The following is a 23,127-nucleotide window of genomic DNA, read 5'->3' as shown; positions in this document are numbered from 1 at the left end:
CTTTTTGGGACGGGGAGACTTATTTGTCGTGAAGGACGGTGCCGAGGAAGTCGGTGTCGAAGGGCACGGCTTCGGCAAAGGCGTAGTTGCCGTTGCTGGCAATGAGCAGGTAGTTTTCCTCGCCGCCGAACTTCGCATCGCCACATGGGACCACCCAGGCGCGGGCGAATACCTCGAGTGCCGTGGCAGCGCAGTCGCGCAGGAACGCCACATCGCTCCCCTCGTTTGCGCTCACGATATTGGCCACGTAGATACCCCCGGGGTTCAGGCTGCCCCGCACCAGGCGCAGCGCCTCAACGGTCGCCAGCTCGCGCACGGGCTCGGCGCCGCCAAAGCAATCGCTCACGACCACGTCGTAGCGACGATGGCCCACGCTCGTCACGCCCAGATACGAGCGAGCCTCGGCGGTTATCGCCCGCAGGCGATCGCCCACCGCGCGCTCCAGCTCGTCTAGGTAGAACCAGCGGCGCGCCAGGCGCGTAACCTCTCCGTCATACTCGATGACGTCCATGCGCAAGCCCTCGTGCGACATCAGGGCGAATTTAGGATAGGCAAACCCGCCGCCGCCCAGCATAAGCATACGGCTGATACCGTGACCATAAGCGTCGCGCATCGCATCCTCGGCCTCAAACACGTCGTCAAACGCGCGATAGTACGCAAAGACGGGCTCCGCCCAGCGCTCACCAACGTAACTCGCGCTTTGGTAGACGCCGCCTTGCACCAATATGCGGACTTCGTCGCCGCCCTCGTCGTGCACGCGTTTCACACGCGCCAACCCATTGCGGGTTCGCGCGACCTGCAGACAGGCAGCACGAACAGCGACAGCGGCCGCACCAAGCGCCGCGGCTCCCAGAGCAACGCCGGCAACGACGCCGGCAGAAACACTCGGCTTGTTCATCTAGAGCTCCTTTTGCAGATAAAGGCCATGGTCATAAAATCCAAGATGGCGATAGTACTCGCGCGTACCGATCGCGCTGATCACGTTGATGCGCGCATAGCCGGCATCCCGGGCAATCTCGCACGCACGCTCTACGAGCAAACGCCCCAATCCATGATGCTGAGCCGCCTGGCCTTGATCGCCCACGCGCGCGGCCATACCATACACGTGCACCTCACGAATCATCGCCTCGTCCGGCGTCGTCGGCAACTCGTCCGCATGCGCGGCAACAAACGAATGGTCGGGCAGCGACAACCGCAAAAAGCCCGCGATCTTGCCCTGCGGCGTCACCCACTGCAAAAAGCGCTCATGCGTCACCGACGTCTCGTACGCCACCTCCTCGTTAAGGGTCAACTCGCCCAGGTCGGCGCCCGCCGTGCTAATCTCGCGATACCGAATCTCGCGCACCTTGGCGCCCTTGCCCTGCGCCGCCAGGCGATTCTCGACCAGCTGGCGAAGGTTGGGCTTCTTGTTGCCCACCATAATATCGTCGGAACTAAAGTCGCGAATCATACGGCTAATGCGGCAGAACGCCGGCGTCACCACGATGTCGTCGGCCAGCACATCGAGCAGCTCGTCCTCGGTATAGGGGCGCCACTCGCCGCGCTCGTAGCATCCCACCAGACGCGAGCCCTCGATGAGCGCGCACGGGTAGACCTTGACCTCGTCGGGCATAAAGGCGCTCTCGGTCATAAAGCGCTCGTAATCGCGCTTGTCCCCTTCGGGCGTGGCGCCCAGCAAGTTGAGCATAAAATGCGCGTGGATCTTAAAGCCAAACAGGCGTGCAAGCGAAAACGCCCGCTCGATCTGCGCCACCGAAATGCGACGCTCGTTGATATCGAGCAGGTGCTGGTCGAGACTCTGGATGCCCATCTGAATCTTGGTGCAGCCCAGACGGCGGATGAGCGTGAGCGCCTGCGGCGTCACGGCATCGGGGCGCGTCTCGATAACGAGCCCCACCACGCGATGCTTCGCCGTCTCGTTGATGCGCTGCTGGCGCTCAAGCTCCTCCATTGTTGCCGTCTGCCACTCGGCAACCCGGCCCCACGGCGTGCCGGGGCCATAGAGCTTTCGCACCGCGCGGTTATAGCCACCCACGGCAGCATCCACACGCCCTTGCTCGCCGGCAACGCCTGCGGCAAGCTCAGCCTCATCGGTCGCAATGCCGGCAGTCCTATAGCGCTCGCGACGCTCCGCCGCCACCGGAGGCAGGGCATCGGCGGGAGCGTCATCGAGCAGGCGCCCCGCCTCGGCACGGCTGATGCCCGGACGCGCCAACATGGGGTTGGCTGCCACGCCGGCCACGGCATCGTCATTGAGCGCACGGAAAAGCTCCGACACAAGCCATGTTTGATACCCTTGCGGATAGTCGCTCCAGGTACCGCCGAGCACAATGAGCTCAATCTTATCGGTCGCATGCCCCATCTGCGAAAGCGCCGTCAAACGGGCACTCACCTGCAGATACGGGTCGAAGCAGTTTTGCTCCGCACGGGCACACGCCGGCTCAGCGTGCAGATAGCTCTTGGGCATGCGCAGGTCGTTGGGGCAAAACAGGCAATCGCCCGAGCACGGCCACGGCTTGGTAATGACGGTAATGGTCGCCACGCCCGAGGCCGTTCGGCGCGGCTTCATACGCAGCACCTGCAGCAGTTGACGTTCCAGATCGGAATCGACATTCCACGCAGCCCACCGAGCCGGCTCCTCACGTTTAACCCGCTGGTAGAACGGCAGCAGACGGCGCTTGGCCAAATCGCGTTTGTCGGCACCCTCGCGGCGCGCCTCGGCATGTATCAGTTTGACGAGCGCCTTGTCGTCCACGGTATCGCCGCGGCGCAGGGCCTCGAGTATGTTCAAGATAATCTGTTCCATGCCCCCATTGTAAAGGCAAAGGCGCCGGAGCCGACCTCGGCTTCGGCGCCTTCATCAAACAGCGCGTCTATGCTTACGGGTTTTCGAAAAGCGCCCGTTACTCCGAATCAAACGACACGTCGCCCGAGCCGATCTCAAAACGATACGTGGCGGACTTATCGCCATTGTCGAACTCAGAATTCAATATGGTCTCGCCATCGTAGCCAAGCGGAAGGAAATCACTCTCGAAGTCGCCACTGCCCAGGGTAAGGCTCGCCTTAAAGCCCGTAGAGTTCGGAACCGTTATCTCTACATCGCCCGAGCCCACGGTAACGTCCATCGAGCTCGCGGGGGCCTGGTAGAGCTCGAACGTCGCACCGCCCGAACCAACCTCGGCATTCAGGGTATCGGTCACGGCGCCCGTAAACTCGACGTCTCCCGAATTCAACGTTATATCCAGATCATGGCACGCAATGTCCGCGACCGTCAGGTCGCCTGATCCTACATTCGCCGTAATGCCCACCAGGCTATCCGCAACATCTCGCGGCAGCTCAATGGTAATTGTGCGGTCAATCGCGCGCTTACCATCGTAGTAGAACTGACTGATCTTGAGCGTAGAGCCCTTGACCTCAGCAAGGTTCCGGGTAGCCGCATCAGAAGCAGACGTCCCCTTCGCAACGCGGCCGCTTTCGATAACACGCACCGGGCCGCCGGTGACGTGTTTGACCTCGACCGTGCCCGACGTCACGTCCAAGTCAAGCGATGTGAACGCGCCGGCATCAAACGTTTCGCTCGAAAGTTGTTGAGGCCGAGCGGAATAGTTACCGCTATCCAAGAGATCATCGTCGTCAAACATATCGTCAAAATCAGACAAATTGCCAGATAGAATACCGGTCGTACGCACCATATCGGAATGAGCCAATAGCCGCGAAATGCCAAAGACAAGCCCGATGATGAGCACAAACGCTCCGATGCCAACGCCCAAGCGCACCTTGGATTCATGCGAAAGCTTCATCATTCATCACCCTCTTTGGCAATCGGCTCAGCGGTGGCCGCGGTGGTCACGTCAGCGTCAACCGCAGCGGAAACATTCTGAGCCCTAGCTGTCACCGGTGCCGGACCAACCTGAATATCCCCGCGCGCCCAATCACCATCGAGCGCACGCGCCACCCAGTGATAGATGGGAATCGTAAAGAAGATCAGCGCGGCAAAGGGACCGGCGCCAAACAGGAACATCAGCAGAAAGAACAGCATCCAGCACACAGCCCAATACGGGAACGACTGGAACGGTCCTTTCACCGGAGCCGGATTGACCGCACCGGCGTTCGTCGCTTGCGCCGTCGCGGCGTTAGCCGCCTGCGCGCTCCAGCTTGCAGCCTGCGCCGCCTTAGCCGCGGCATCACTCGCCTGCGTTGCGGCCTCGGTAGCGCGCGCCGCCGCCTCGTGGGTACGGGCTCGCTCCGCCGCCTCGGCCTCGCGCTGGCGGGCGCGGTCCTCATTCTCAAACTCGATATCGTCCTCGATCTCGTCGCTCGGATTGAGCAGCTCGTCCAGACTCACACCATAGAGCTTGGCGAGCGAGATCAGGTTCTCGGTATCGGGCGAGCTCTCCGCGCGCTCCCATTTACTGACCGCCTGGCGCGACAGTCCCAGCTTTCGCGCCAATCCCTCTTGGCTAAAGCCCTTGCTGCGGCGAAGGTCGGCGAGCCGCTGCGCAGTTTCTACATTCATGGTTCCTCCTATGCGATGCCAGCCGTGCCGCCGGACCGTTTTTTCTTAAGGCGCCTTGCACAGTTAAAAATCTATCCGCCACCGCCAAAAGCATGCCACCTATTCTAGTGAGATTTTTGACAACCGACGGTTGCGGGCACATATGAGCTGCGAAAATGCGTCCAAACAAAGCAATGACCCGCAGCTCGGTTGTCCCCGTTGCGGCGTTAACGGTAGTATGGTCGTACTGTTTATTCCGCACCGCCAACGGAGGGAGTTCCGCGCCGTGAACCGCGATTTCGCCTCATCGCTCATCCAGCTCAACAATACGTTCTATCGCGAGCACTCCGCCTCTTTTTCCGATACGCGCCAGGCCCCGTGGCCCGGCTGGGTGCGCACCATGGACATCGCGCTCGGGCAGCTCGACGTCGCCACGATCGAGCATCCCGTCCGCGTCTTCGATCTCGCCTGCGGCAATATGCGCTTTGAGAACTTTGCCGCCGGCGGCACACTTGCCGCCAAAGGCGTCGACGGCACGAGTCCCTCGGCAGACGCCAGCTGCCCGCTTGAATTCTATGGCGTCGACTCGTGCCAAGACCTGGCCATCGATGCTCATGGCCACGCCCTGCGCATCCCCAACCTGCACTTCCAGGAACTCGACGTGCTCGATGCCCTCATGAAGCTCAACCCCGCCGAGACACCCGACGCGCTTTTCGACGCCCCGCTCGCCGACATCTCGGTCTGCTTTGGCTTTATGCACCACGTGCCGTCGTGCGAGTATCGCGTGCGCGTGCTCGACGCCCTGGTGCGCCAGACGCGCCCGGGCGGTATCATCGCCATCAGCTTTTGGGAGTTTATGAACGACGAGCGTATGGCACGCAAAGCCGTTCGCGCCGAGGCCCGCGCTGAGCTCACCCCGCCGTTTGAGGACTACGATTCCGCGCAGTTCGAAGCCGGCGACCACCTCATTGGATGGCAAAACGACCGCCATGCCTACCGCTATTGCCATCACTTTGACGATCAGCAGATCACCGACCTGGTGCGCGGCGTTCGTACGTTCTACAAGAGTGGCGAGGTTCCCGTACGCGAGCTCGAGCGTTTCCACGCCGACGGTCGCAGCGGCGAGCTCAACCGCTATGTGATCCTCAAGCGCCTGTAGGCATCGGCGACCCGCCGCCGAGTCGCGCCGCAACTTCCGGGCAAACCATGCCCACCTTTTCCAGCCCGTTGACCGAACGCGCAGTCATGCGTTCCATGCGTATAACCAAGGAGCCTCATGGGAGCCGTCCACGTTCGCACGCCTAAGAACTTTGTGCTCGAAGAGCGCCTGGAGCGCTACGCCGATGCGATTGAGACGAACCCCGAGGCCTATGCCGGGAATTGGCGCGAAGCCTGCGCGCCAGCCGGCGGCCTGTCCTTTACCCGCCTTCATCTGGATCTAGGCTGCGGCAAAGGCACCTATCTGGTTGAGCGAGCTCGCCGTGAACCCGACACGCTCTTTGTCGGTATGGACCAGGAGCCCATCTGCATCGCCTATGCCGCACAGAAAATCTGCGAGCAGGGGCTGCCCAACGCGCTCGTACTCCCGCGCGGAGCTGCAGCGTTGCCCGCGCTGTTTGCCGCAGGCGAGCTCGATGCCATCACCATCAACTTTCCCACGCCGCAGCCCAAAGCCAAGTACGCCAAAAAGCGGCTCGTCCATGTCGACCATCTGATGCTCTACCGCCCGCTCCTTGCAGCTGGCGCCACCGTCACGCTGCGCACCGACAGTAAACCATTGCGCGACTACGCCCTGGGGCAGTTTGCCGCGGCAGGCTACGACACGCGTTGGATAAGTGACGACGTCCGCCGCGACCATCCCGAGTATCCCGAGACCGAATATGAGTGCCGTACGCGCGAGATGGGTGCCGCTGTCTACGGCATTTGCGCCACACCCGGCGCACAGCCCGGTGACGATGAGCTCACGGCGGGGCGCATGCAGGAGCAAAGTCTTGCCTGCTACCTGCCCGACGACCTTAATGAGCTCACGTACGTGCCCCTGGGCATGGAAGAGGCCGTCGAGAATTTTAAAAACCGCGCCCGCAAGGGCAAGAAGCGCCTGCCGCAAGAGTCCTAGGGGCTTTTGGCAGTCGCGGCGCCGGTAGCCAAACGCAAATAGGCGCCGACGAACGACCCTCAAACCTAAGTGAGTAGACTTTTTGGCAATAGCCAAGCACGACCCGTATGGCGAAAACTAAAATCGCAGGTAGAGCCCTTGCGTAAAATTCGCGTGCTCGCGATATCGCAAAAAGTCTACTCACTTAGTTAGCGGCCGCCCCAAACAGCTGGGCAGAACGCCCATTTCCTGCATTTTCTTGCCTGCGAACGCATCGATGCGACGCTACGCCATAATAGTTGGCGGACAAACGCGAGAGAAAGCAACCACATGGCACAGACCACGACAGATACCGCCGCCAGCACCGTCTCCGGCGCCGGCGCTGCCAGCTCATTCTCGGGCGGCACGGGAACCGAGGCAGAGTTCGGCTCGCTCGGCGCGCTCTCCCCCACTTGGTGGGAGCCCGAGGATGGCAGCGAGCCCGAACCGTGGCTCACGCCCGATCAGGCCTTCGAGCGCTTCTTTGAATGGACGAGCGACCGCGGCATTGAGCTGTGGGACCACCAAGAAGAGGCCCTCATGGACCTGGCCGCCGGCGATCACGTCATCTTAGGCACGCCGACCGGATCGGGCAAATCGCTCGTCGCGCTGGGCATGCTCTTTATGGGCATGGCGCAGGGCAAGCGCTGTTATTACACGGCCCCCATCAAGGCCCTGGTCAGCGAAAAGTTTTTCGACCTGGTGCAGGTGCTCGGCCGCGATAACGTAGGCATGATCACCGGCGACACGCATATCAACACCAAGGCGCCCGTCATCTGCTGCACGGCCGAAATCCTTGCCAACGATGCGCTGCGCGAGGGTGAGGACGCCGACGTGGGCTGCGTGGCCATGGACGAGTTCCATTACTTTGCCGACCCCGACCGCGGCTGGGCCTGGCAGGTACCGCTGCTCACCCTGCCTCACACACAATTCATGCTCATGAGCGCCACGCTCGGCGATGTCACCGCGATCGCCGCCTCACTCGAGGAGCACACCGGCGCCGCCTGCGACTTGGTCGTCGATGCCCCACGCCCCGTGCCGCTGAGCTACGACTACGTGACGACCTCGCTCGAGGGCACCGTCGAGCTCGCAATGCGCCGCGGCGAGGCCCCGCTCTATATCGTGCATTTTAGCCAGGATGCCGCACTTGCAACGGCGCAGTCACTCGCCAATTTTGGCATCGCCAGCAAGGAGCAGCGCGAGGCTATTAAGGAAGCCGCCAAAGGCACGAGCTTCTCCACGGCCTTTGGCAAGATTCTCAAGCGCCTGCTCGGATGCGGCGTCGGCGTGCACCATGCCGGCATGCTGCCGCGCTATCGCCTGCTGGTCGAGCGCTTGGCGCAGCAGGGCCTACTGCCCGTCATCTGCGGTACCGATACGCTCGGCGTCGGCATCAACGTACCCATCCACACCGTGGTGCTCACCGCACTCACCAAGTTCGACGGCTACAAGATGCGTCGCCTGCGTGCCCGCGAGTTCCACCAGATTGCCGGCCGCGCCGGCCGCTCGGGCTTCGATACCGAGGGCATGGTGATTGCCGAGGCACCCGAGCACGAGATCGAGAACGCCAAGCTCATGGCCAAGGCGGGCGACGACCCCAAAAAGCTTCGCAAGATTAAAAAGAAGAAGGCGCCCGAGGGCTTTGTCACCTGGAACAAGCAGACCTTTGAGCGCCTGATCGAGACGCAGCCCGAGACACTCAAGCCGCGCCTGCGCATCACACACTCCATGGTGATTAACGTGGTCGAGCAGGGCGGCGATGCCTGCGCCCGCGTACACGACCTCATCGAGACGAGCCTGCAGACTCCCGAGGAAAAGGCTAAGCTCGAGGTTCGCGCCGACGAAATCTTCGCCACGCTCATCGATTCCGGCGTCGTCGTGCGTACCGAGGTACCGCCCGCACCCGACGCCCCGGCCGACGCCACGCCAGACATCGACTATGCGCTGACGGTCGATCTGCCCGAGGACTTCGCGCTCGATCAACCGCTCTCGCCATTTTTGCTTGCCGCGCTGGAGCTGCTCGACCCCGAGAGCGAGACCTATACCATGGATCTCATCAGCATGGTCGAGGCCACACTCGAAGACCCTAAGCAGGTGCTCCGCGCCCAGGAGCGTGCCGCGCGCGACCGCGCCATGGCCGAGATGAAGGCCGATGGCGTCGAGTACGAGGAGCGCTTGGAGCGCATCCAAGACGTCACGTACGAAAAGCCGCTCGAGGACTTGCTCGATGCCGCCTTTGACAAGTACTGCCAAGAAGTACCCTGGGCCAACGACTACCAGCTCTCGCCCAAGAGCGTCCTGCGCGACATGCTGGAGAGCGCGAGCGATTTTAAGGGCTATATCCAAAAGCTCGGCATCGCCCGCTCCGAGGGCATTCTGCTGCGCTACCTAGCCGAGGCATACCGTTCCCTCGATCGCACCGTACCGATCGAGAAGCGCGACGAGCGCCTGCGCGACATCATCTCGTGGCTGGGCTTTGTGGTGCGTTCGGTGGACTCGAGCCTGGTGGACGAGTGGGAGAACGCCGGCAACCCGGCCGCACTCGACGCCGCGCCGCCGCAGGGCCTCGACGAGGTCGTGGCGGACCGCCGCGGCTGCACGCTGCTGGTGCGCAACGCCCTCTTCCGCCGCGTAACCCTTGCCGCCCGCGAGCATACGAGCGACCTAGGCGAGCTCGACGAGGACTGGGGCATGAGCGAGGTCCGCTGGCAAAAAGTGCTCGATGCCTACCATGAGCAGCACGAGGAGATTCTCACCGACGGCGACGCGCGCAGCTCCGCAATGTTCTCGATCGACGAGTCCGACGAGAAGGCGTTCCACGTGTGGCACGTGCACCAGATTTTTGCCGACGAGGACGGCGACCACGATTTTGGCATCATGGGCGATGTCGATCTGGACGCCACACAGGACGGCGGCGAGGTCATCTTCAAAAACTACCGCGTCGGCTTTATCGAGGACTTGCTCGAAGAGTAGCCAACATAATGGGACGAAACGAAGCGGGGCCGCTGGCAACATCGCCAGCGGCCCCGCTTTTGCGCTATCGACTATGCCCTACTCGGCATCCTCAACCTCATACGAATCCGCCTCGGCCGGCTCATTGCTTGACTCTGGCGCAGCCTCGCGCGCCTCGTCAAACGCTGTCTTCATGGTCTTGTTGCCCCATGTGAGCTTGCGAATGGTAAGCTCATCGGCCTTGTTGTGGGCCAAGCGTAGGTTCTCGGTGCTGCGGCGCAAGTCGTCCTTGGTCTTCTCGAGCTGCTTAATGGCGGCATCGATCTCCTTGATTGCCGACTCGAATTGCTTGCTCGCCAGGTTGTAGTTGCGCGAGAAGCCATCCTTGAACTTCTCCATCTTGGCTTCGAAGTTCGTGACATCGATGTTTTGCTGTTTGTACTCCGCCAGTTCCTGCTTATAGCGAAGCGAACCCACAGCGGCGTTGCGCAGCAGCGTAATCATGGGAATGAAAAACTGTGGGCGGATCACGTACATCTTCTCGTAGCGATAGCTCACGTCCACGATTCCTGCGTTATAAAGCTCGCTCTCGGGCTCGAGCAACGTGCAGAGCACCGCGTACTCACAGCCTTTCTGGCGACGATCGTGGTCGAGCTTCTTAAAGAAGTCCTCGTTCTTATGCTTGGTCGCGGTCTCGTCGTTCTCGTTTTTCATCTCGAACATAATCGAAATGATCTCGTTGCCGCTCGCGTCACACTCACGGAAGATAAAGTCTCCCTTGGTGCCCTCGGACGCATCGTTGTCTTTCTCGAAGTACGCGTTGGGAAACGCCGTCATGCGTAGGCGGTTAAACTCGGTCTCGCAGTGCTGCTCGAGCGACTCGCCCACCATCTTGGTGGACAGGCGGACCTTCATGTCCTTAAGGCGCTCAATCTCTTCATCCTTATAGCGAATCAGTTCCTCGTTCGCGCGCTTGGTCTGCGCAAGTTCGAGCTCGTGTGCCGCCTTGGCCTGCTCCTCGCGCGAATCGCGCACCGCCAGCTCGCTCGTCAGCTTGGCACGCGCCTCGTCGCGCTCTCGCTCCGCCGCGGCAACCGCCTCCGACAGGTTCATTTTTGCTGTCAGCTCCTGCTCGCGCAGCTGGGCGCGCAGGCCCTCGGCCTCCTGCTCAGACTGAGCCTTTGCGGCGGAAAACTTCTCCTGCACCTTCGCCTGATAGTCAGCAAATGTGCGTTCAGCCTCGCTGCGAGCAGCATCAAGCGCGCGCTGCGACTCGGCCGCGGCCGCGGCAAGCGCCATCTCCTGGGCCCTGTCCGCCGCGGCAAGCTTGGCCTGCAGCTCGGCAATCTGCGCATCGCGTGCGGCCAGATCGCTTTGAGCAGCGTTACGCACCGCCGACTCGGCAAGCTTGGCTTCGTCATCCTTACGTCCCAGCTGTGCGCGCAAGCTGTCGATTTCGCGCTGGAGCTCGGCGTTCTCCTTTTGAGCATCGGCGCGGGCCTCTACCGCCGCGCGCTGGCTTGCGCTCTCGCGCTCTGCAGCAGCGCCCTCGAGCTTGGCGCGCAGCTCGGCAAGTTCGGCATCGCGCTTGGCGACCTCTTGCGCCAGCTGTTGAGCTGCGGCATTCTTCTGCTCGACAAGCTGGGCGTTACGTTGGGACTCCGCCTTTTGCAAAGCGGCCGTCGAACGCGAGCGCTCAAGCTCCAGCGCCTGCTCGCCCTCGCGCTGGACCGCCTTCACACGCTCATCCAGGTCGTGCGAGAACTCGGTATCGCGCACCTGCTTGACGATATCCGCATAGCCGGACGCATCGACCTTAAAAACTTCGCCGCAATGCGGGCACTTAATCTCGTTCATGGCAGCTCCTCGATGGACGCAAATATCAACCGCATACACTCTACCGCGCCGCACGGACAAAAAAGGCGCCGCCGCCATAATGGCAACGGCGCCAAAACCACCACAAAGGTGTCTGTCCCCTTTGTGGTGGTTCGAGAATTACAGCCCAAAAAAGTCTAGGATCTGGTCGCGGCTTACGGGCTCGTAGCCATTAGCGTCAAGTCCCACGTCATAGCGCAGAACCGGGCGCTCGCGATCGCGGTTGCGGACGTTGGCACGGTCTCCCCTGCTGTGAATGTGCCCGTGCAGCATGATGGCACCGCGCGCCTTGCCATTCCAGCTGAGCATGGGGTAGTGGCTCATCACCAGACGATGGCCCTTGGCGTAACCGGGAGCGACCTCCAGATAATCGCGCACTTCATCCCAAATATGCGGCGCGTCCGGATCTTCCCAATCGCCGTCATGGTTGCCACGAATGAGCGCCACGTTCTTGCATTCGATACGCTCGCGCAGGCGCACCGCCTCCGCCAGGGGCAAACGATAGGTAAAGTCACCCAGAATATAGAGGCGGTCATCCGCAGCAACACACTCATTGATGGCATCGATGACCTTGCGGTTCATCTCCTCGATCGAACCAAACGGTCGACCCATGTCGTGCAAGATATTCGTATCACCCAGGTGCAGGTCGGCGGTAAACCACATCATCGTCTACGTCCTCATTTCGCTATGCGTTCAACTCGTGCTAAGTATACAGGCGTAGCGATGCGGCAGTTATCCAAAGAGCCCGCCGAACAGCCCGCGGCGGCGCTTGTCCTTTTTATTCGAATCTTTGCCCGGGGTGTTCTTATCCTTTTGCTTTTTGCGGTCCCGCTCCAACTCATCGTCATCGAGTAGCATATCCCACTCAAACGGATCGTCTGTCAGATCGAACAGGTCATCGTCATCAAACATGGCAGCCTCCCTTACCGATTAGCGGGCATCCACCACATAGAGGCCAACGCGCACCTGATGCCACGGGCTGAGCTCAGGGGCAACCTGCTGCACGCGGGCCTCAAATACGTCCTCGTGGCCGTAATACATCATCAAGGACAGCGGGCCGACCTCATTTCCCGGAACATAGCCGAGCTTGGTGTTGCCGTAATAAATCGCAACCGCCTCGGGGTCATGGGGATTATCACGCTCCGCACACAGCGTCAGCTTATCACCCGCTTTAAGATCGCCTAGGACCAAAGCGCCGTCGGCATACTGAAATCCAGCGATATGAAATGACAGAAGAAGGCGTGAAGGCTCGTACATGGCAACTCCTCTAACGGCCGGATAAACCGGCATGTAACCTTATTGAGAAGTCTACGGGCCCGTGCGGACACAAATTCATCCTGTCTGCATCCTTCAATCGTTTGCCGCAACGCTTGCGCGACAGAACGCTTGCAGATAAGATAGGAACACGAATGGCACCCGTTGCCGCGGGTCTTGCCAACTCCGATACACGTTTTCATCGTGAGAAGTGGCCGTCTTCGCTTACGCGGGGCGGCCACTTTGTTTATTCCTATACCATCGACTCTAATGCACAAAAAGGCACGCATGACACGTTGCCCTGACTCTATTGCGCCGCATGGAAAAAAGGCGCCGCCGCCATAATGGCAACGGCGCCAAAACCACCACAAAGGTGCCTGTCCCCTTTGTGGCGGCTTGGGTCCTTACAGGTCGCGGTAGTCGATCAGGCGAAGATCGGGTTGAGACTCAAGCCAAGCGCGAAGCCCGGGATCGATCAGAGCATCGACTTCCTTGGTGCGATCGGTCGTAAGCGAGCTGTTCTCGAGGATAAAGCGGTCGAGATAACCCGGATGGCAGACAAAGATCACCGTCTCACCTTCTGCCATCTCGCGGACCGTCTGCATGATTGCCTCTTTGGGTTCGTAGCCCGGCTCCATCGAGCGCATCACCATGCGCAGGTCGGCATCTCCGCAATGCACCACTGCCACAGGGTCGAAGCTCGCCTTTTGCTCCTTAAGACCCAGTTCCTGGGCAGCCGCCGAGATAGCTCGGTTAAGGTTTTTGCTCATGACAGCATGGGCCTCAAAGTAATCGGGCTCGCGACCCACGATCTCGACAAAGCGGTCATGCTGCGCGCGGATCTCGATACAGGCCTCGTCGAAGTCTATCAACTCCTCACCGCGCTTAAAATGCTCACGGAAGGTACGGCTGCTATGGAATTCACCGTTCTCGTTGAGCATGCTCGGAATGAGCGCCGGGTCGGCACACGGCTTACCCAGACACACGTTGGTATGCTGGCCCACTGCAACACCGGCGTCTGCCACGAGCGACCAGCCACGTTCGGCCTCGGGCATATTGGGCATAAGGCCTACCGAGCGCACCAGACCCTCGTTGACGCTGCGGGCGATTCCCAGGTCAACGGCATACGAATACCCAATGTCATCGGCACGGATTAAAAGCCGTTTCATAACAACTCCCCCAATCTATGGAAAACTCACCACAAGGGGATACCTTTGTGATGGTTCGAGAATTACAGCTCGAAGAATCCAAGGCTCCAGTCGCGGCTTGCGGACTTGTGACCGTTAACATCGAGCCCCGCGTCATAGCGCAGGATCGAGCGCTCGCAATCGCGGCTGCGCGCATTTCGCTTTCCCCATGCGACCTATTCAGCAAGGCAAGCGGAATGCCGAGAGCCTAGCCCCGACGCCGGGCGATTGCCCAAAACGTGCAGGCGATAGCGGCCGTTGCCAGGCTTGCGCCAACAAGCACTCCCTGCACGCCAAAGGCGTCGGCCAAAAACGGAGCAACGACCAGAGGCAGCACGCCTGCGCCGTTGAGCCCCACGCGCATCACGCCCAGCACGCGCCCCACCTTGGCAGGGTCGCTCAAGCGCTGGGTGAGTGTGACGCGCACCGGTCCCATGGCGCCAAAACCAATGCCACAGACAAGCTGCCCCACCGCAGCAACGGCAACATGGGCGGTACCCACATACACAACGGAGCCCACACCCGTCACCAGCAGCATCGCCGCCAGAAGCTCCAGCCTGATGCGTCCCGACGACACACGCATGATTAGGTACGACCCCAGTGTTCCGCCGATGCCAGCAATGGCCGACAACCATCCCATCCACTCCGTACCCACGCAGAGAACATCGCGGTAGAACAGCGACTCGAGCGAATCGAATGCCCCGTAGGAAAAGAAGCCCATAAAGCCCATGAGAAAAATCAGGCGCAGGTCGGCATCAGCTGCCGTGGCAATAACGCCTTCCCAAAGCGATCGCAAGCCCGTCGCCTCAGCGCGAGACTCCGGCTTAGCGAAGCCCTGAACAGCAGCGCCTTCACGCAACGAGGTCGCAAGCAGCAGAGCGGGAACAGGTGCCACCGCAAGCAGGAAAAACACCCCTTGGTTGGAAAAGACCGAAGCGATAACGCCTCCAAGCGCAGGTCCAACGATCACCGCGACACTTGTCGCGATGTTATTGAGACCGTTAATGCGCAGAAGCTCATCGGGGACTTCCGTCAAAAAGCGCGGATAGGCGTCCATGGCCGTAGTCCCCGCGCCAAACAACAGCCCGGTAGAGATGGCGAGTAGCGCAAGCGCGGAATAGGACACGGGAGCAACAAGACCAAAACGCCCGATGCGCAAAGCAGGACGCAAACGGCTAGAAGCACATGACGCGGGCCCAAGGAGTCCACAAGTGCGCCGGAGCAAAACGTTGCAAAGATGAGCACCAGGTTGAGTCCAAACACGAGTGCGGACGTCTCAAATGCGCCGGCCCCGAGAACGTAGGTGCCGCAGCCAATGATGCCGACAAAATACGTCGACTGAAATGCAAGCTGTATAAAGAAATTTACCGCAACCAAACGGTGCGATGGAGAAAGAAGGCGGGACATAGCAAACCCCTCATGCATATGAAAACCAAACGAGACAGCCCGAGCGTCATCAGTCCATGTAGCTCTCGAACATATGCATAATCTCCCCTTTGCTGCGGTCGTCCCGTATTCTAGCACCGATCTGGCGTCTCGCCCCTGCGCGTTGCCATCAGAACGCTCCACGCCCCAGCGCTTGGGCATGAGAAATGGCCGCCTTCGCTTACGCGGGGGCGGCCATTTGGCTTGTCTCTGTGTCATCGATTCTAATGCACAAACATGCGCACGAATTTGTGTTTCCAGCTTGCGTAGGGCGCATACCGAAACGGCACGTCCAGCCAGGTTGCCTTGTTCACGATGCTCTTCTTGTGGCTAAACGTATCGAAGCTCTCGCGGCCATGGTACTGCCCCATGCCGCTCGCGCCCATGCCGCCAAAGCCCATATGGCTCGTGGCCAGGTGCATGATCGTATCGTTAATGCAGCCGCCGCCAAAGGGCACGTAGCGCACAAAGCGCTGCTGAACCGCACGGTCCCGACTAAAGACGTACAGGGCCAGCGGCGTCGGGCGATTCGCGATGAACGCCTCGACCTCATCCAAACCCTCAAACGTCAGCACCGGCAAGATGGGGCCGAAAATCTCCTCCTGCATTACGGCGTCATCGGGGGTCACGCCATCCAGAATCGTCGGCTCAATCTTGAGCGACATCTCGCGCGCCGCGCCACCAAGCACAACCTTATCGGGATCGATCAGCCCGCGCACGCGCGCAAAGTGCTTGGCGTTGACAATATGACCGTAGTCCTCGTTGTCGAGCGGGTGCTCGCCAAACATGCGACGGACCTCCTCCTTGATGAGGCCCAGCAGCTCGTCATGCACGCGCGTATCGACCAGCAGGTAGTCGGGTGCCACGCAGGTCTGCCCCACGTTGAGCCATTTACCAAAGGCGATACGCCGTGCCGCGACCTTCAAGTTTGCCGTCGCATCCACGATGCAGGGGCTCTTTCCGCCCAGCTCAAGCGTCACGGGCGTAAGGTTTTTACTTGCGCGCTCCATGACGAGCTTGCCGACCGGAACGCTTCCGGTAAAGAAGATTTTGTCCCAGCACTCATCGAGCAGCGCCTCGTTCTCGGCACGCCCGCCTTCGACGACCGTCACCAGGCGCGGATCAAATGCTTCCTCGCAAATCTGCCTGAGCACCGCGCTAGAAGCCGGCGCATAGGCACTCGGCTTGATGACCACGGTGTTGCCTGCAGCGAGCGCGCCGGCGAGCGGCTCGAGTGTCAGCAAAAACGGATAGTTCCAGGGCGCCATGATGAGCGTGACGCCATAGGGCACGGCCTGCGTCTTGCACACACTCACGGCGTTGGCGAGGTCACACGGGCGCAGGCGCGGACGACTCCATCGAGCCACGTGCGCAATCTGATGACGAATCTCGGAAAGCGACGTGCCGATCTCGCACATATATGCCTCGTCGTGCGACTTACCCAAATCGGTCTTGAGCGCATGGGCAATATTGGCCTCGTGCGCCTGTACCGCATCACGCAAGCTCACGAGCGCGCGACGGCGAGCATCGACATCAAACGTGGCATGCGTCTTAAAATAGGCGCGCTGATCGGCAACGATGCGCGCGATTTCCTCGGTGTTCATGGGCCCTCCTAGTTCTCGCCCTCAAACATACCACCCGCTACGACCTCGTACATACGCTCGAGCTCCAAACGGTCCATCAAAAGTGGAACGGGGTATAGCGGATTAGCCTCGGCATCGGCATGCATTGCCATTTCGGGAATGTCGGAGCGGCGAATGCCTGTCACATATTTGGGGATACCCAGGGCAACGTTCATGCGGTCGACCCAATCGATAAAGGCCTCGGCCGCAAGACCGTCCTGCGCGGTAGCCGGCGCAATGTCCGCCATGCGGGCAAGATCGGCGAGCTTGGGGGCGGCGGCGTCACCATAAGCGCGAAGCATATGCGGCAGGATGATGGCGTTGGCCAGGCCATGCGGAATCCCGTATCGTCCGCCCAGGCTGTGTGCAATGGCATGAACGTATCCAACGTAGGAGCGCGTAAACGCAACGCCCGCCTTATACGCTGCAGAAAGCATATTGCGGCGCGCACGCATGTTGTCGCCGTGCTCATAGGCCTCGAGCAAATAATCGTGGATGAGCTGTACCGCCTGACGCGCCATCTTGCGCGTATAGGGCGTGGTGCTGCGGCCGATAAAGGCCTCGACGGCATGCGTCAGGGCATCCATACCCGTTTGTCCCGTAATGGAGGCGGGCAGGCCGCGCGTAAACTCGGGGTCGTACACCGCAAAGCGCGGGATAAGCACAAAGTCGTTAATGGGGTACTTGTAGTGCGTCTTGTCATCGGTAATGACCGCTGCAAGTGTGACCTCGCTTCCCGTGCCTGCCGTGGTGGGGACGGCGATGAGCAGCGGCAGGCGACGATGAACGCGCAGCAGGCCACGCATCTTGTTGATGGGCTTGTTTGGCTGTGCGATGCGTGCGCCCACACCCTTGGCACAGTCCATGGCCGAGCCGCCGCCAAAGCCGATAACGGCCTGGCAGGCGTTCTCCCGATACAGGGACGCCGCTTCCTCCACGTTTGAGACCGTAGGGTTTGCCGATGTTTTGGCATAGATCGCAACGCCGATTCCCTTGGACGCGAGCGCCGTCTCGAGCGGTGCCGTAAGCCCCAGACGGGCAATACCGGGATCCGTCACGATAAGAACCCGCTGTATCGAGCGTTTTTGAAGCACCGCGGGGACATCCTCGGCATGCTCCAGAATATGCGGCTCGGTATAGGGCAGCACCGGCAATGCGATGCGAAAAACCATCTGATACGTTCGGCACCAGGCGCGACGGGCTAGATGCATAAAGGAAGCTCCTTCATTTGTTGATGGGTCAACATTTGCTCGACCGATTGTACTCATCGGAGGTCTCGGGCGGCCTGCCAATCGTTAATCAATCAACATCTTCACAAGCTCAAATTTTTTATTAAAAATCATTCCTAATAGGCTTCACATTCGGTTGCATTTATGGATAATAGAACTCGTCAAGACGCGCGTCCGGAGAGGGCCCTTACGGAACCGGACGAGCGCTCCATCGCCATCGATCGAAAGGATCGAATCATGAAGTTTGTTTGCCCCGTTTGCGGTTATGTGGAAGAGTTCGACGGCGACCAGCTGCCCGAGGATTTCAAATGCCCCCAGTGCGGCGTTCCCGGTTCTCGTTTCCTGAAGCAGGAGGAGGGCCAGCTCGAGTGGGCTGCCGAGCACGTCGTGGGCGTCGCCAAGATGGAGGGTGTCTCCGAGGATATCGTTGCTGACCTGCGCGCCAACTTTGAGGGCGAGTGCTCCGAGGTCGGTATGTACCTGGCCATGGCTCGCGTCGCTCATCGCGAGGGCTATCCCGAGATCGGCCTGTACTGGGAGAAGGCTGCGCACGAGGAGGCCGAGCATGCCGCCAAGTTCGCTGAGCTCCTGGGCGAGGTCGTGACCGACTCCACCAAGAAGAACCTCGAGATGCGCGTTGAGGCCGAGAACGGCGCCACCGTCGGAAAGACCGATCTTGCCAAGCGCGCCAAGGCCGCTGGCCTCGATGCCATCCACGACACCGTGCACGAGATGGCTCGCGACGAGGCTCGCCACGGCAAGGCTTTCGCCGGCCTGCTCAAGCGCTACTTTGGCTAAGCCAATCGCCTGAGAGATAATCTCTAGCTCGATAAGGCCCGGACCGCATGGTTCGGGCCTTTTTCGTGTCTTGCGAACCAGTTAACGTCCCAAAAATAGGACCACCTTTGACATCGGCTTCGCGTCAAAAACTAAGTGAGTAGCCTTTTGGGAACTTGTCGAGCAGACCACCCGTATTGCTTTATAAAACCGCAGGTAGATAGCTTGCCGCAAAACAATCTGGTCGCCATCACGCCATAAGTCTACTCACTTAGATCCGCAGCCGTCCACGATCGGGCCTTTTTGTATCTAACGGGCATCTTTTTGTCGATTTCTCCCAGTTTTGACCAGTCAACGAATAGCTCAGACCGGAGTAACGCCTCGGCCCCTTGCTCCTCCGAGCTGTTATCGCGATATTCAACATCGAGCAACCTGCATACGGCCTTAACGATCGCGCGGAATCTATCCTCATCGGATATCTGTCCGTGTGTCAGGAGAAATACATCGTAGCCCATTGCCTGAAGCGCCGTCATGCGGTCGGCGTCACGCAAACCATCCCCGGCTCGCCCGTGCGAGGCCTTCCCCTGACATTCGATGGCCACCTGCCGCTTTCCGTTCGGCGAAGACAACAGTAGGTCGATATATACGCGGGACTTTCCCACAATCGATCGAGCACTTGTGCTTAGCATCACTTCAACATTAAGCTCTATGCCGCAAAAACCTTCGCCTCCCAGGGATCGTGGCAACCCAAGCAACAAATACGTCTCAACCTCAAAAGGCGATGCGGCGCCCAGTGGAACGAGATGCGATACCGCGACAAATCGCTTGCCGTAACGCATCCCACAAACATCTGAACAAAAACGGTCAAGGTCTCCGCCCAAAACCAAAGCGTCGCGCCGCCACAAATTTGAGGCGGCACCGTCCTCGGACGGGCAACGTGCCCAACCAAAGGTTGCCGGAATCGCGCCCGACTCAATTGCACGCGAAAGCTCTGCCTCGAGTGCTGCTGGCAAGGCACAAACCGTAAACAAGCCGCACATCTCCGCTAATACCAAAAGCAGCTGGAGATCCGTCAGATGCCGCGACATGATGAATGCCGTCAGCAAAGGAGATGTGACCAAAAACCCATGTTCCGTTTCCAGCACGGATTCCCTGGGAAGCTCACCAAGGAACAGCCGTTGCCTAACGCTGGCAGGACAAGTCCGCTTATTTCTCGTCCCAACCAATGTATGCAACGGCAAGCCGAGCACGACCGCAGCCGTCGGGTTACGGGCGAGGCCATATCGCTGCCGGTCTTCTTCCGGTCGTGGAAGTGGCGGACACAAAGCGAGGGCTTGAGGAGGCAAACGCCAGTACCTAAAAGCCGATATGTCACAAAGTAGATCCTTCATAGGCACAGGAAAACACGAATTTCAACCCAGCCAGTCTCGCATTGGCGCGAACGCACCAAAAATGGCACCGAGCGGACCGCTAAGTTTTCAACAGCCCTCCCCAACTGACCAATAGCTTGCCAAGAACTGGACGAAGCCCTGTTGAAAACCCCTTTTTTTCTTATGGAGAAGCTTTGCGCGGCAAGTGAGTAGACTTTTTGGAACATCCCGAGCAGGCCGGTCATCCTGCTTTTCAAAACCGCAGGTAGATAGCTTGTTACAAAACTGCCTGGTCACCAAAGAGCTAAAGGTCTACTCACTTAGGCTAGAGGGCACCCCCATTAGCTGTGATTCCAGGGTGTTTAGCGCATTTGGACTCAAGTCGTCATACTGGACAAGGATTCGAGCCGAGCTTTCAGGGACAGATGCGCCATCGGCACACCAAAAGCAGTCACTGATATCGATAAAAGGGATACTCGAGCGCGTGAGGGCCAGCGTAAAAGAGCTTCCGCCCGCGCCACGCTCCGCAACCACGATGCAGTAAAGACCCGCATCCGCATGTTCGATCGAGACCTCCCCCGCCGGAAACGTCTTCCGTACAAGCGCCGCCAGGCCATCACGCGCCTCGCGAGCACGAACACGCACGCGGTTCACATGTCGCTCGTAATCACCCGATTCCAGCAAGCGCGCTAAAGCGACCTGGTCAACAGAGCTCACCGACGAGGCGTAAAAACCAAGGTCGCGCCCGAACCGCTCCATCAGGTCATCGGGCAGGACCATATACGCCAAACGCAACGCCGAGGAAAGGCTCTTCGAAAACGTGTTGGTGTAGATAACCGACTGAGCGGCATCGATCGACGCGAGCGCGGGAATCGGCTTGCCAGCAAGGCGAAACTCGCAATCGAAGTCATCTTCGATGAGATACCGGTCTGGCCGCTCGGCAGCCCAGCTCAGCAGCGCATAGCGACGCGCGATGCTCGTCACAAGGCCGGTCGGATACTGATGGGACGGCATCAGGTGAAGGACATCTGTTCCGGTTTTCTGCAAAGCGCTCAAGTCCACGCCCTCACCATCCAGCGGGATATGGCGAACTTCGCAACCCATAGCCTGATAGATGCGTGTCAGACGCAAATAACCCGGATCCTCGACGGCATACACCTTGTCCGCGCCAAGCAACTGAACCAACATGGTATCGAGCAGCTGGGCGCCCGCACCGATAACAATGTTGTCGGGATTAACATTCATGCCCCGTGTCCCGCGCAGATGGCGAGCGATTGCGCGTCGTAGCCGAGCGGTGCCCTGCGCTGGTGCGGGCGAAAAGATCTCGCGTTCGTCTTCGGATGCCAGCGTTGCCCGTAGTGTGCCTTGCCAAAGCCTAGCCGCCTCCAAAGCGGAAGGAGAAAGCGCATCGAATCGCTCGATCTGTCCATCGGCGTCATGCGCCCCGGGGTCCATAGAGACAGTATCCCGGTCGATATCCCCCGTAACCAAAGCCAAAATCGGTGCATCCGGAAGCTCGCAAGCATAGTAGCCGCGACGCGGCTTTGAGCGAATATAACCCTCGGCAAGCAGCTGACTATATGCATTCTCGATGGTAATGACACTGATTCCCAGATGACTGGCAAAGGCGCGCTTAGACGGCAGATGCTCCCCCGCCGCAATGCGTCCAGCAACGATATCATCTCGAATTTGCTGGTAAACATACTCATAGAGCGACGCTTCGCCGCGTTGTTCCAAATTGTAGTCAAGCATGAGTCTATCATCTGATCTTATCGAGTCATTCAATCTGGTATTAGTCTGGCCTTGTTATTATCTCGAAAACTGAGTATTTCGCCATACCCAGCTCCCCGATAGGATGTTCCGTCAAGCAATGCACATGCCAATCAAGGGAGCGACCATGGCAGAACAGACCAGCAAGGCCGATCGCGTCAAACTCAACCGAGAGCTCGCGCAGATGCTCAAGGGCGGCGTCATCATGGACGTTACCACGCCCGAGCAGGCCCGCATCGCCGAGAAGGCAGGCGCCTGCGCCGTCATGGCGCTTGAGCGCATCCCGGCCGACATCCGCGCCGCCGGCGGCGTGTCGCGCATGAGTGACCCCAAGATGATCGAGGGCATTCAGGAGGCCGTCTCCATCCCCGTCATGGCAAAGTGCCGCATCGGTCACATCGTCGAGGCGCAGGTCCTTCAGGCCATCGAGATCGATTACATCGACGAGTCCGAGGTTCTCTCCCCCGCCGACGATGTCTACCACATCGACAAGACCCAGTTTGACGTGCCGTTTGTCTGCGGCGCCCGCGATCTGGGCGAGGCGCTGCGCCGTGTTGCCGAGGGCGCCACGATGATTCGCACCAAGGGCGAGCCGGGCACGGGCGACGTGGTCCAGGCCGTGCGCCACATGCGCAAGATCCAAAAGCAGATCCGTGACGTTGTCGCCCTGCGTGACGATGAGCTCTTTGAGGCAGCCAAGCAACTGCAGGTTCCGGTCGAGCTGGTGCGCGATATCCATGCCACGGGTAAGCTTCCCGTGGTGAACTTTGCTGCTGGCGGTGTAGCAACCCCTGCCGACGCCGCGCTGATGATGCAGTTGGGCGCCGAAGGCGTCTTTGTCGGCTCGGGCATCTTTAAGAGCGGCGACCCGGCCAAGCGCGCCGCCGCCATCGTCAAGGCCGTGGCCAACTTCACCGACGCCAGGCTCATCGCTGAGCTTTCGGAGGATCTAGGCGAGGCCATGGTCGGCATCAACGCCGACGAGATCGAGATAATCATGGAGGAACGCGGACGCTAGTCCGGTAGAAAGGATCGCA

At 60.0% G+C, this 23,127-nt stretch carries 20 protein-coding genes; 5 read left to right on the top strand and 15 right to left on the bottom strand.

What is annotated here, in order from left to right; translation table 11 throughout:
• Window positions 1-19: 19 nt before the first annotated feature.
• The 4 genes from DW732_RS06455 to DW732_RS06440 form a co-directional block, all read right to left on the bottom strand.
• Window positions 20-898, bottom strand: coding sequence for a spermidine synthase (locus tag DW732_RS06455; protein ID WP_118099097.1), 879 nt, complete (start codon window positions 896-898; stop codon window positions 20-22).
• The gene (locus tag DW732_RS06450) at window positions 899-2,806 is read right to left on the bottom strand and encodes an elongator complex protein 3 (protein ID WP_118099096.1); all 1,908 of its coding nucleotides are present in this window, start codon (window positions 2,804-2,806) and stop codon (window positions 899-901) included.
• A 97-nt stretch (window positions 2,807-2,903) separates the two neighbouring features.
• Window positions 2,904-3,800, bottom strand: a complete 897-nt coding sequence (locus tag DW732_RS06445; protein ID WP_158567372.1) for a DUF4097 family beta strand repeat-containing protein — start codon at window positions 3,798-3,800, stop codon at window positions 2,904-2,906.
• Entirely contained in the window at window positions 3,800-4,516 is a 717-nt protein-coding gene (locus tag DW732_RS06440) for a helix-turn-helix domain-containing protein (RefSeq protein WP_118099094.1), read from the bottom strand. The genes DW732_RS06445 and DW732_RS06440 overlap by 1 nt, the downstream gene beginning before the upstream one ends.
• Before the next feature lie 142 nt (window positions 4,517-4,658).
• Here DW732_RS06440 and DW732_RS06435 point away from each other — a divergent pair, with 142 nt between their 5' ends.
• The 3 genes from DW732_RS06435 (at window position 4,659) to DW732_RS06425 (ending at window position 9,602) form a co-directional block, all read left to right on the top strand.
• Window positions 4,659-5,654 (top strand): class I SAM-dependent methyltransferase, encoded by a 996-nt coding sequence (locus tag DW732_RS06435; protein WP_158567371.1) that lies wholly within the window; start codon window positions 4,659-4,661, stop codon window positions 5,652-5,654.
• 117 nt (window positions 5,655-5,771) lie between these two features.
• The gene (locus DW732_RS06430) at window positions 5,772-6,611 is read left to right on the top strand and encodes a tRNA (guanosine(46)-N(7))-methyltransferase TrmB (RefSeq protein ID WP_118099093.1); all 840 of its coding nucleotides are present in this window, start codon (window positions 5,772-5,774) and stop codon (window positions 6,609-6,611) included.
• A gap of 309 nt (window positions 6,612-6,920) precedes the next feature.
• A complete protein-coding gene (locus tag DW732_RS06425; RefSeq protein WP_118099092.1) occupies window positions 6,921-9,602 on the top strand; it encodes an RNA helicase in 2,682 nt (893 codons plus the stop codon).
• 78 nt (window positions 9,603-9,680) lie between these two features.
• Here DW732_RS06425 and DW732_RS06420 read toward each other — a convergent pair whose 3' ends face one another.
• The 8 genes from DW732_RS06420 to DW732_RS06380 all read right to left on the bottom strand — a co-directional run bounded on the left by DW732_RS06420 (window position 9,681) and on the right by DW732_RS06380 (window position 18,155).
• The gene (locus DW732_RS06420) at window positions 9,681-11,438 is read right to left on the bottom strand and encodes a DUF2130 domain-containing protein (protein ID WP_118099091.1); all 1,758 of its coding nucleotides are present in this window, start codon (window positions 11,436-11,438) and stop codon (window positions 9,681-9,683) included.
• A gap of 138 nt (window positions 11,439-11,576) precedes the next feature.
• Window positions 11,577-12,122 (bottom strand): metallophosphoesterase, encoded by a 546-nt coding sequence (locus tag DW732_RS06415; RefSeq protein WP_118099090.1) that lies wholly within the window; start codon window positions 12,120-12,122, stop codon window positions 11,577-11,579.
• A 66-nt stretch (window positions 12,123-12,188) separates the two neighbouring features.
• Entirely contained in the window at window positions 12,189-12,368 is a 180-nt protein-coding gene (locus DW732_RS06410; RefSeq protein WP_118099089.1) for a hypothetical protein, read from the bottom strand.
• Window positions 12,369-12,386: 18 nt separating this feature from the next.
• Window positions 12,387-12,713, bottom strand: a complete 327-nt coding sequence (locus DW732_RS06405) for an HIRAN domain-containing protein (RefSeq protein ID WP_117821479.1) — start codon at window positions 12,711-12,713, stop codon at window positions 12,387-12,389.
• Window positions 12,714-13,114: 401 nt separating this feature from the next.
• A complete protein-coding gene (locus tag DW732_RS06400; RefSeq protein ID WP_118099088.1) occupies window positions 13,115-13,879 on the bottom strand; it encodes a ChbG/HpnK family deacetylase in 765 nt (254 codons plus the stop codon).
• 226 nt (window positions 13,880-14,105) lie between these two features.
• A complete protein-coding gene (locus DW732_RS06390; protein ID WP_158567370.1) occupies window positions 14,106-15,068 on the bottom strand; it encodes an MFS transporter in 963 nt (320 codons plus the stop codon).
• A 478-nt stretch (window positions 15,069-15,546) separates the two neighbouring features.
• On the bottom strand, window positions 15,547-16,926 hold the full coding sequence (locus DW732_RS06385; protein ID WP_118099085.1) for an aldehyde dehydrogenase: 1,380 nt from the start codon (window positions 16,924-16,926) through the stop codon (window positions 15,547-15,549).
• 8 nt (window positions 16,927-16,934) lie between these two features.
• A complete protein-coding gene (locus tag DW732_RS06380) occupies window positions 16,935-18,155 on the bottom strand; it encodes an iron-containing alcohol dehydrogenase (protein ID WP_118099084.1) in 1,221 nt (406 codons plus the stop codon).
• A 252-nt stretch (window positions 18,156-18,407) separates the two neighbouring features.
• Between DW732_RS06380 and DW732_RS06375 the strand changes: the two genes are divergently transcribed.
• Window positions 18,408-18,971, top strand: coding sequence for a ferritin family protein (locus DW732_RS06375; RefSeq protein ID WP_118099118.1), 564 nt, complete (start codon window positions 18,408-18,410; stop codon window positions 18,969-18,971).
• Between the two features lie 242 nt (window positions 18,972-19,213).
• Here the strand turns inward: DW732_RS06375 and DW732_RS06370 are convergent, their stop codons facing one another.
• From DW732_RS06370 to DW732_RS06365, 3 genes are all read right to left on the bottom strand, one after another.
• Window positions 19,214-20,341 carry a hypothetical protein gene (locus tag DW732_RS06370; RefSeq protein WP_158567369.1) on the bottom strand — a complete coding sequence of 376 codons (1,128 nt, stop codon included), beginning with the start codon at window positions 20,339-20,341 and terminating at the stop codon, window positions 19,214-19,216.
• Window positions 20,338-20,565, bottom strand: a complete 228-nt coding sequence (locus tag DW732_RS10090; RefSeq protein ID WP_233539384.1) for a hypothetical protein — start codon at window positions 20,563-20,565, stop codon at window positions 20,338-20,340. The genes DW732_RS06370 and DW732_RS10090 overlap by 4 nt, the downstream gene beginning before the upstream one ends.
• A 67-nt stretch (window positions 20,566-20,632) precedes the next feature.
• A complete protein-coding gene (locus DW732_RS06365) occupies window positions 20,633-22,072 on the bottom strand; it encodes a PLP-dependent aminotransferase family protein (protein WP_118099082.1) in 1,440 nt (479 codons plus the stop codon).
• 145 nt (window positions 22,073-22,217) lie between these two features.
• Here DW732_RS06365 and pdxS point away from each other — a divergent pair, with 145 nt between their 5' ends.
• Window positions 22,218-23,108, top strand: a complete 891-nt coding sequence (pdxS, locus tag DW732_RS06360; protein WP_117743388.1) for a pyridoxal 5'-phosphate synthase lyase subunit PdxS — start codon at window positions 22,218-22,220, stop codon at window positions 23,106-23,108.
• Window positions 23,109-23,127: the final 19 nt, after the last annotated feature.

Source organism: Collinsella sp. AM28-11LB (assembly GCF_003469895.1).
Taxonomy (GTDB): domain Bacteria; phylum Actinomycetota; class Coriobacteriia; order Coriobacteriales; family Coriobacteriaceae; genus Collinsella.
Note: the sequence above shows the minus strand (reverse complement) of the source record. Positions and strands in the feature narration are given on the sequence as shown.

Bases quoted from the DNA above. Each gene is read 5' to 3' on its own strand.
- DW732_RS06400 (WP_118099088.1), bottom strand. From the start codon at position 13,879: ATGAAACGGCTTTTAATCCGTGCCGATGACATTGGGTATTCGTATGCC.
- DW732_RS06435 (WP_158567371.1), top strand. From the start codon at position 4,659: ATGAGCTGCGAAAATGCGTCCAAACAAAGCAATGACCCGCAGCTCGGT.
- DW732_RS06420 (WP_118099091.1), bottom strand. From the start codon at position 11,438: ATGAACGAGATTAAGTGCCCGCATTGCGGCGAAGTTTTTAAGGTCGAT.
- DW732_RS10090 (WP_233539384.1), bottom strand. From the start codon at position 20,565: ATGACCGGCCTGCTCGGGATGTTCCAAAAAGTCTACTCACTTGCCGCG.
- DW732_RS06370 (WP_158567369.1), bottom strand. From the start codon at position 20,341: ATGAAGGATCTACTTTGTGACATATCGGCTTTTAGGTACTGGCGTTTG.
- DW732_RS06365 (WP_118099082.1), bottom strand. From the start codon at position 22,072: ATGCTTGACTACAATTTGGAACAACGCGGCGAAGCGTCGCTCTATGAG.
- DW732_RS06455 (WP_118099097.1), bottom strand. From the start codon at position 898: ATGAACAAGCCGAGTGTTTCTGCCGGCGTCGTTGCCGGCGTTGCTCTG.
- DW732_RS06440 (WP_118099094.1), bottom strand. From the start codon at position 4,516: ATGAATGTAGAAACTGCGCAGCGGCTCGCCGACCTTCGCCGCAGCAAG.
- DW732_RS06385 (WP_118099085.1), bottom strand. From the start codon at position 16,926: ATGAACACCGAGGAAATCGCGCGCATCGTTGCCGATCAGCGCGCCTAT.
- pdxS (WP_117743388.1), top strand. From the start codon at position 22,218: ATGGCAGAACAGACCAGCAAGGCCGATCGCGTCAAACTCAACCGAGAG.
- DW732_RS06425 (WP_118099092.1), top strand. From the start codon at position 6,921: ATGGCACAGACCACGACAGATACCGCCGCCAGCACCGTCTCCGGCGCC.
- DW732_RS06450 (WP_118099096.1), bottom strand. From the start codon at position 2,806: ATGGAACAGATTATCTTGAACATACTCGAGGCCCTGCGCCGCGGCGAT.
- DW732_RS06415 (WP_118099090.1), bottom strand. From the start codon at position 12,122: ATGATGTGGTTTACCGCCGACCTGCACCTGGGTGATACGAATATCTTG.
- DW732_RS06380 (WP_118099084.1), bottom strand. From the start codon at position 18,155: ATGCATCTAGCCCGTCGCGCCTGGTGCCGAACGTATCAGATGGTTTTT.
- DW732_RS06430 (WP_118099093.1), top strand. From the start codon at position 5,772: ATGGGAGCCGTCCACGTTCGCACGCCTAAGAACTTTGTGCTCGAAGAG.
- DW732_RS06445 (WP_158567372.1), bottom strand. From the start codon at position 3,800: ATGAAGCTTTCGCATGAATCCAAGGTGCGCTTGGGCGTTGGCATCGGA.
- DW732_RS06405 (WP_117821479.1), bottom strand. From the start codon at position 12,713: ATGTACGAGCCTTCACGCCTTCTTCTGTCATTTCATATCGCTGGATTT.
- DW732_RS06410 (WP_118099089.1), bottom strand. From the start codon at position 12,368: ATGTTTGATGACGATGACCTGTTCGATCTGACAGACGATCCGTTTGAG.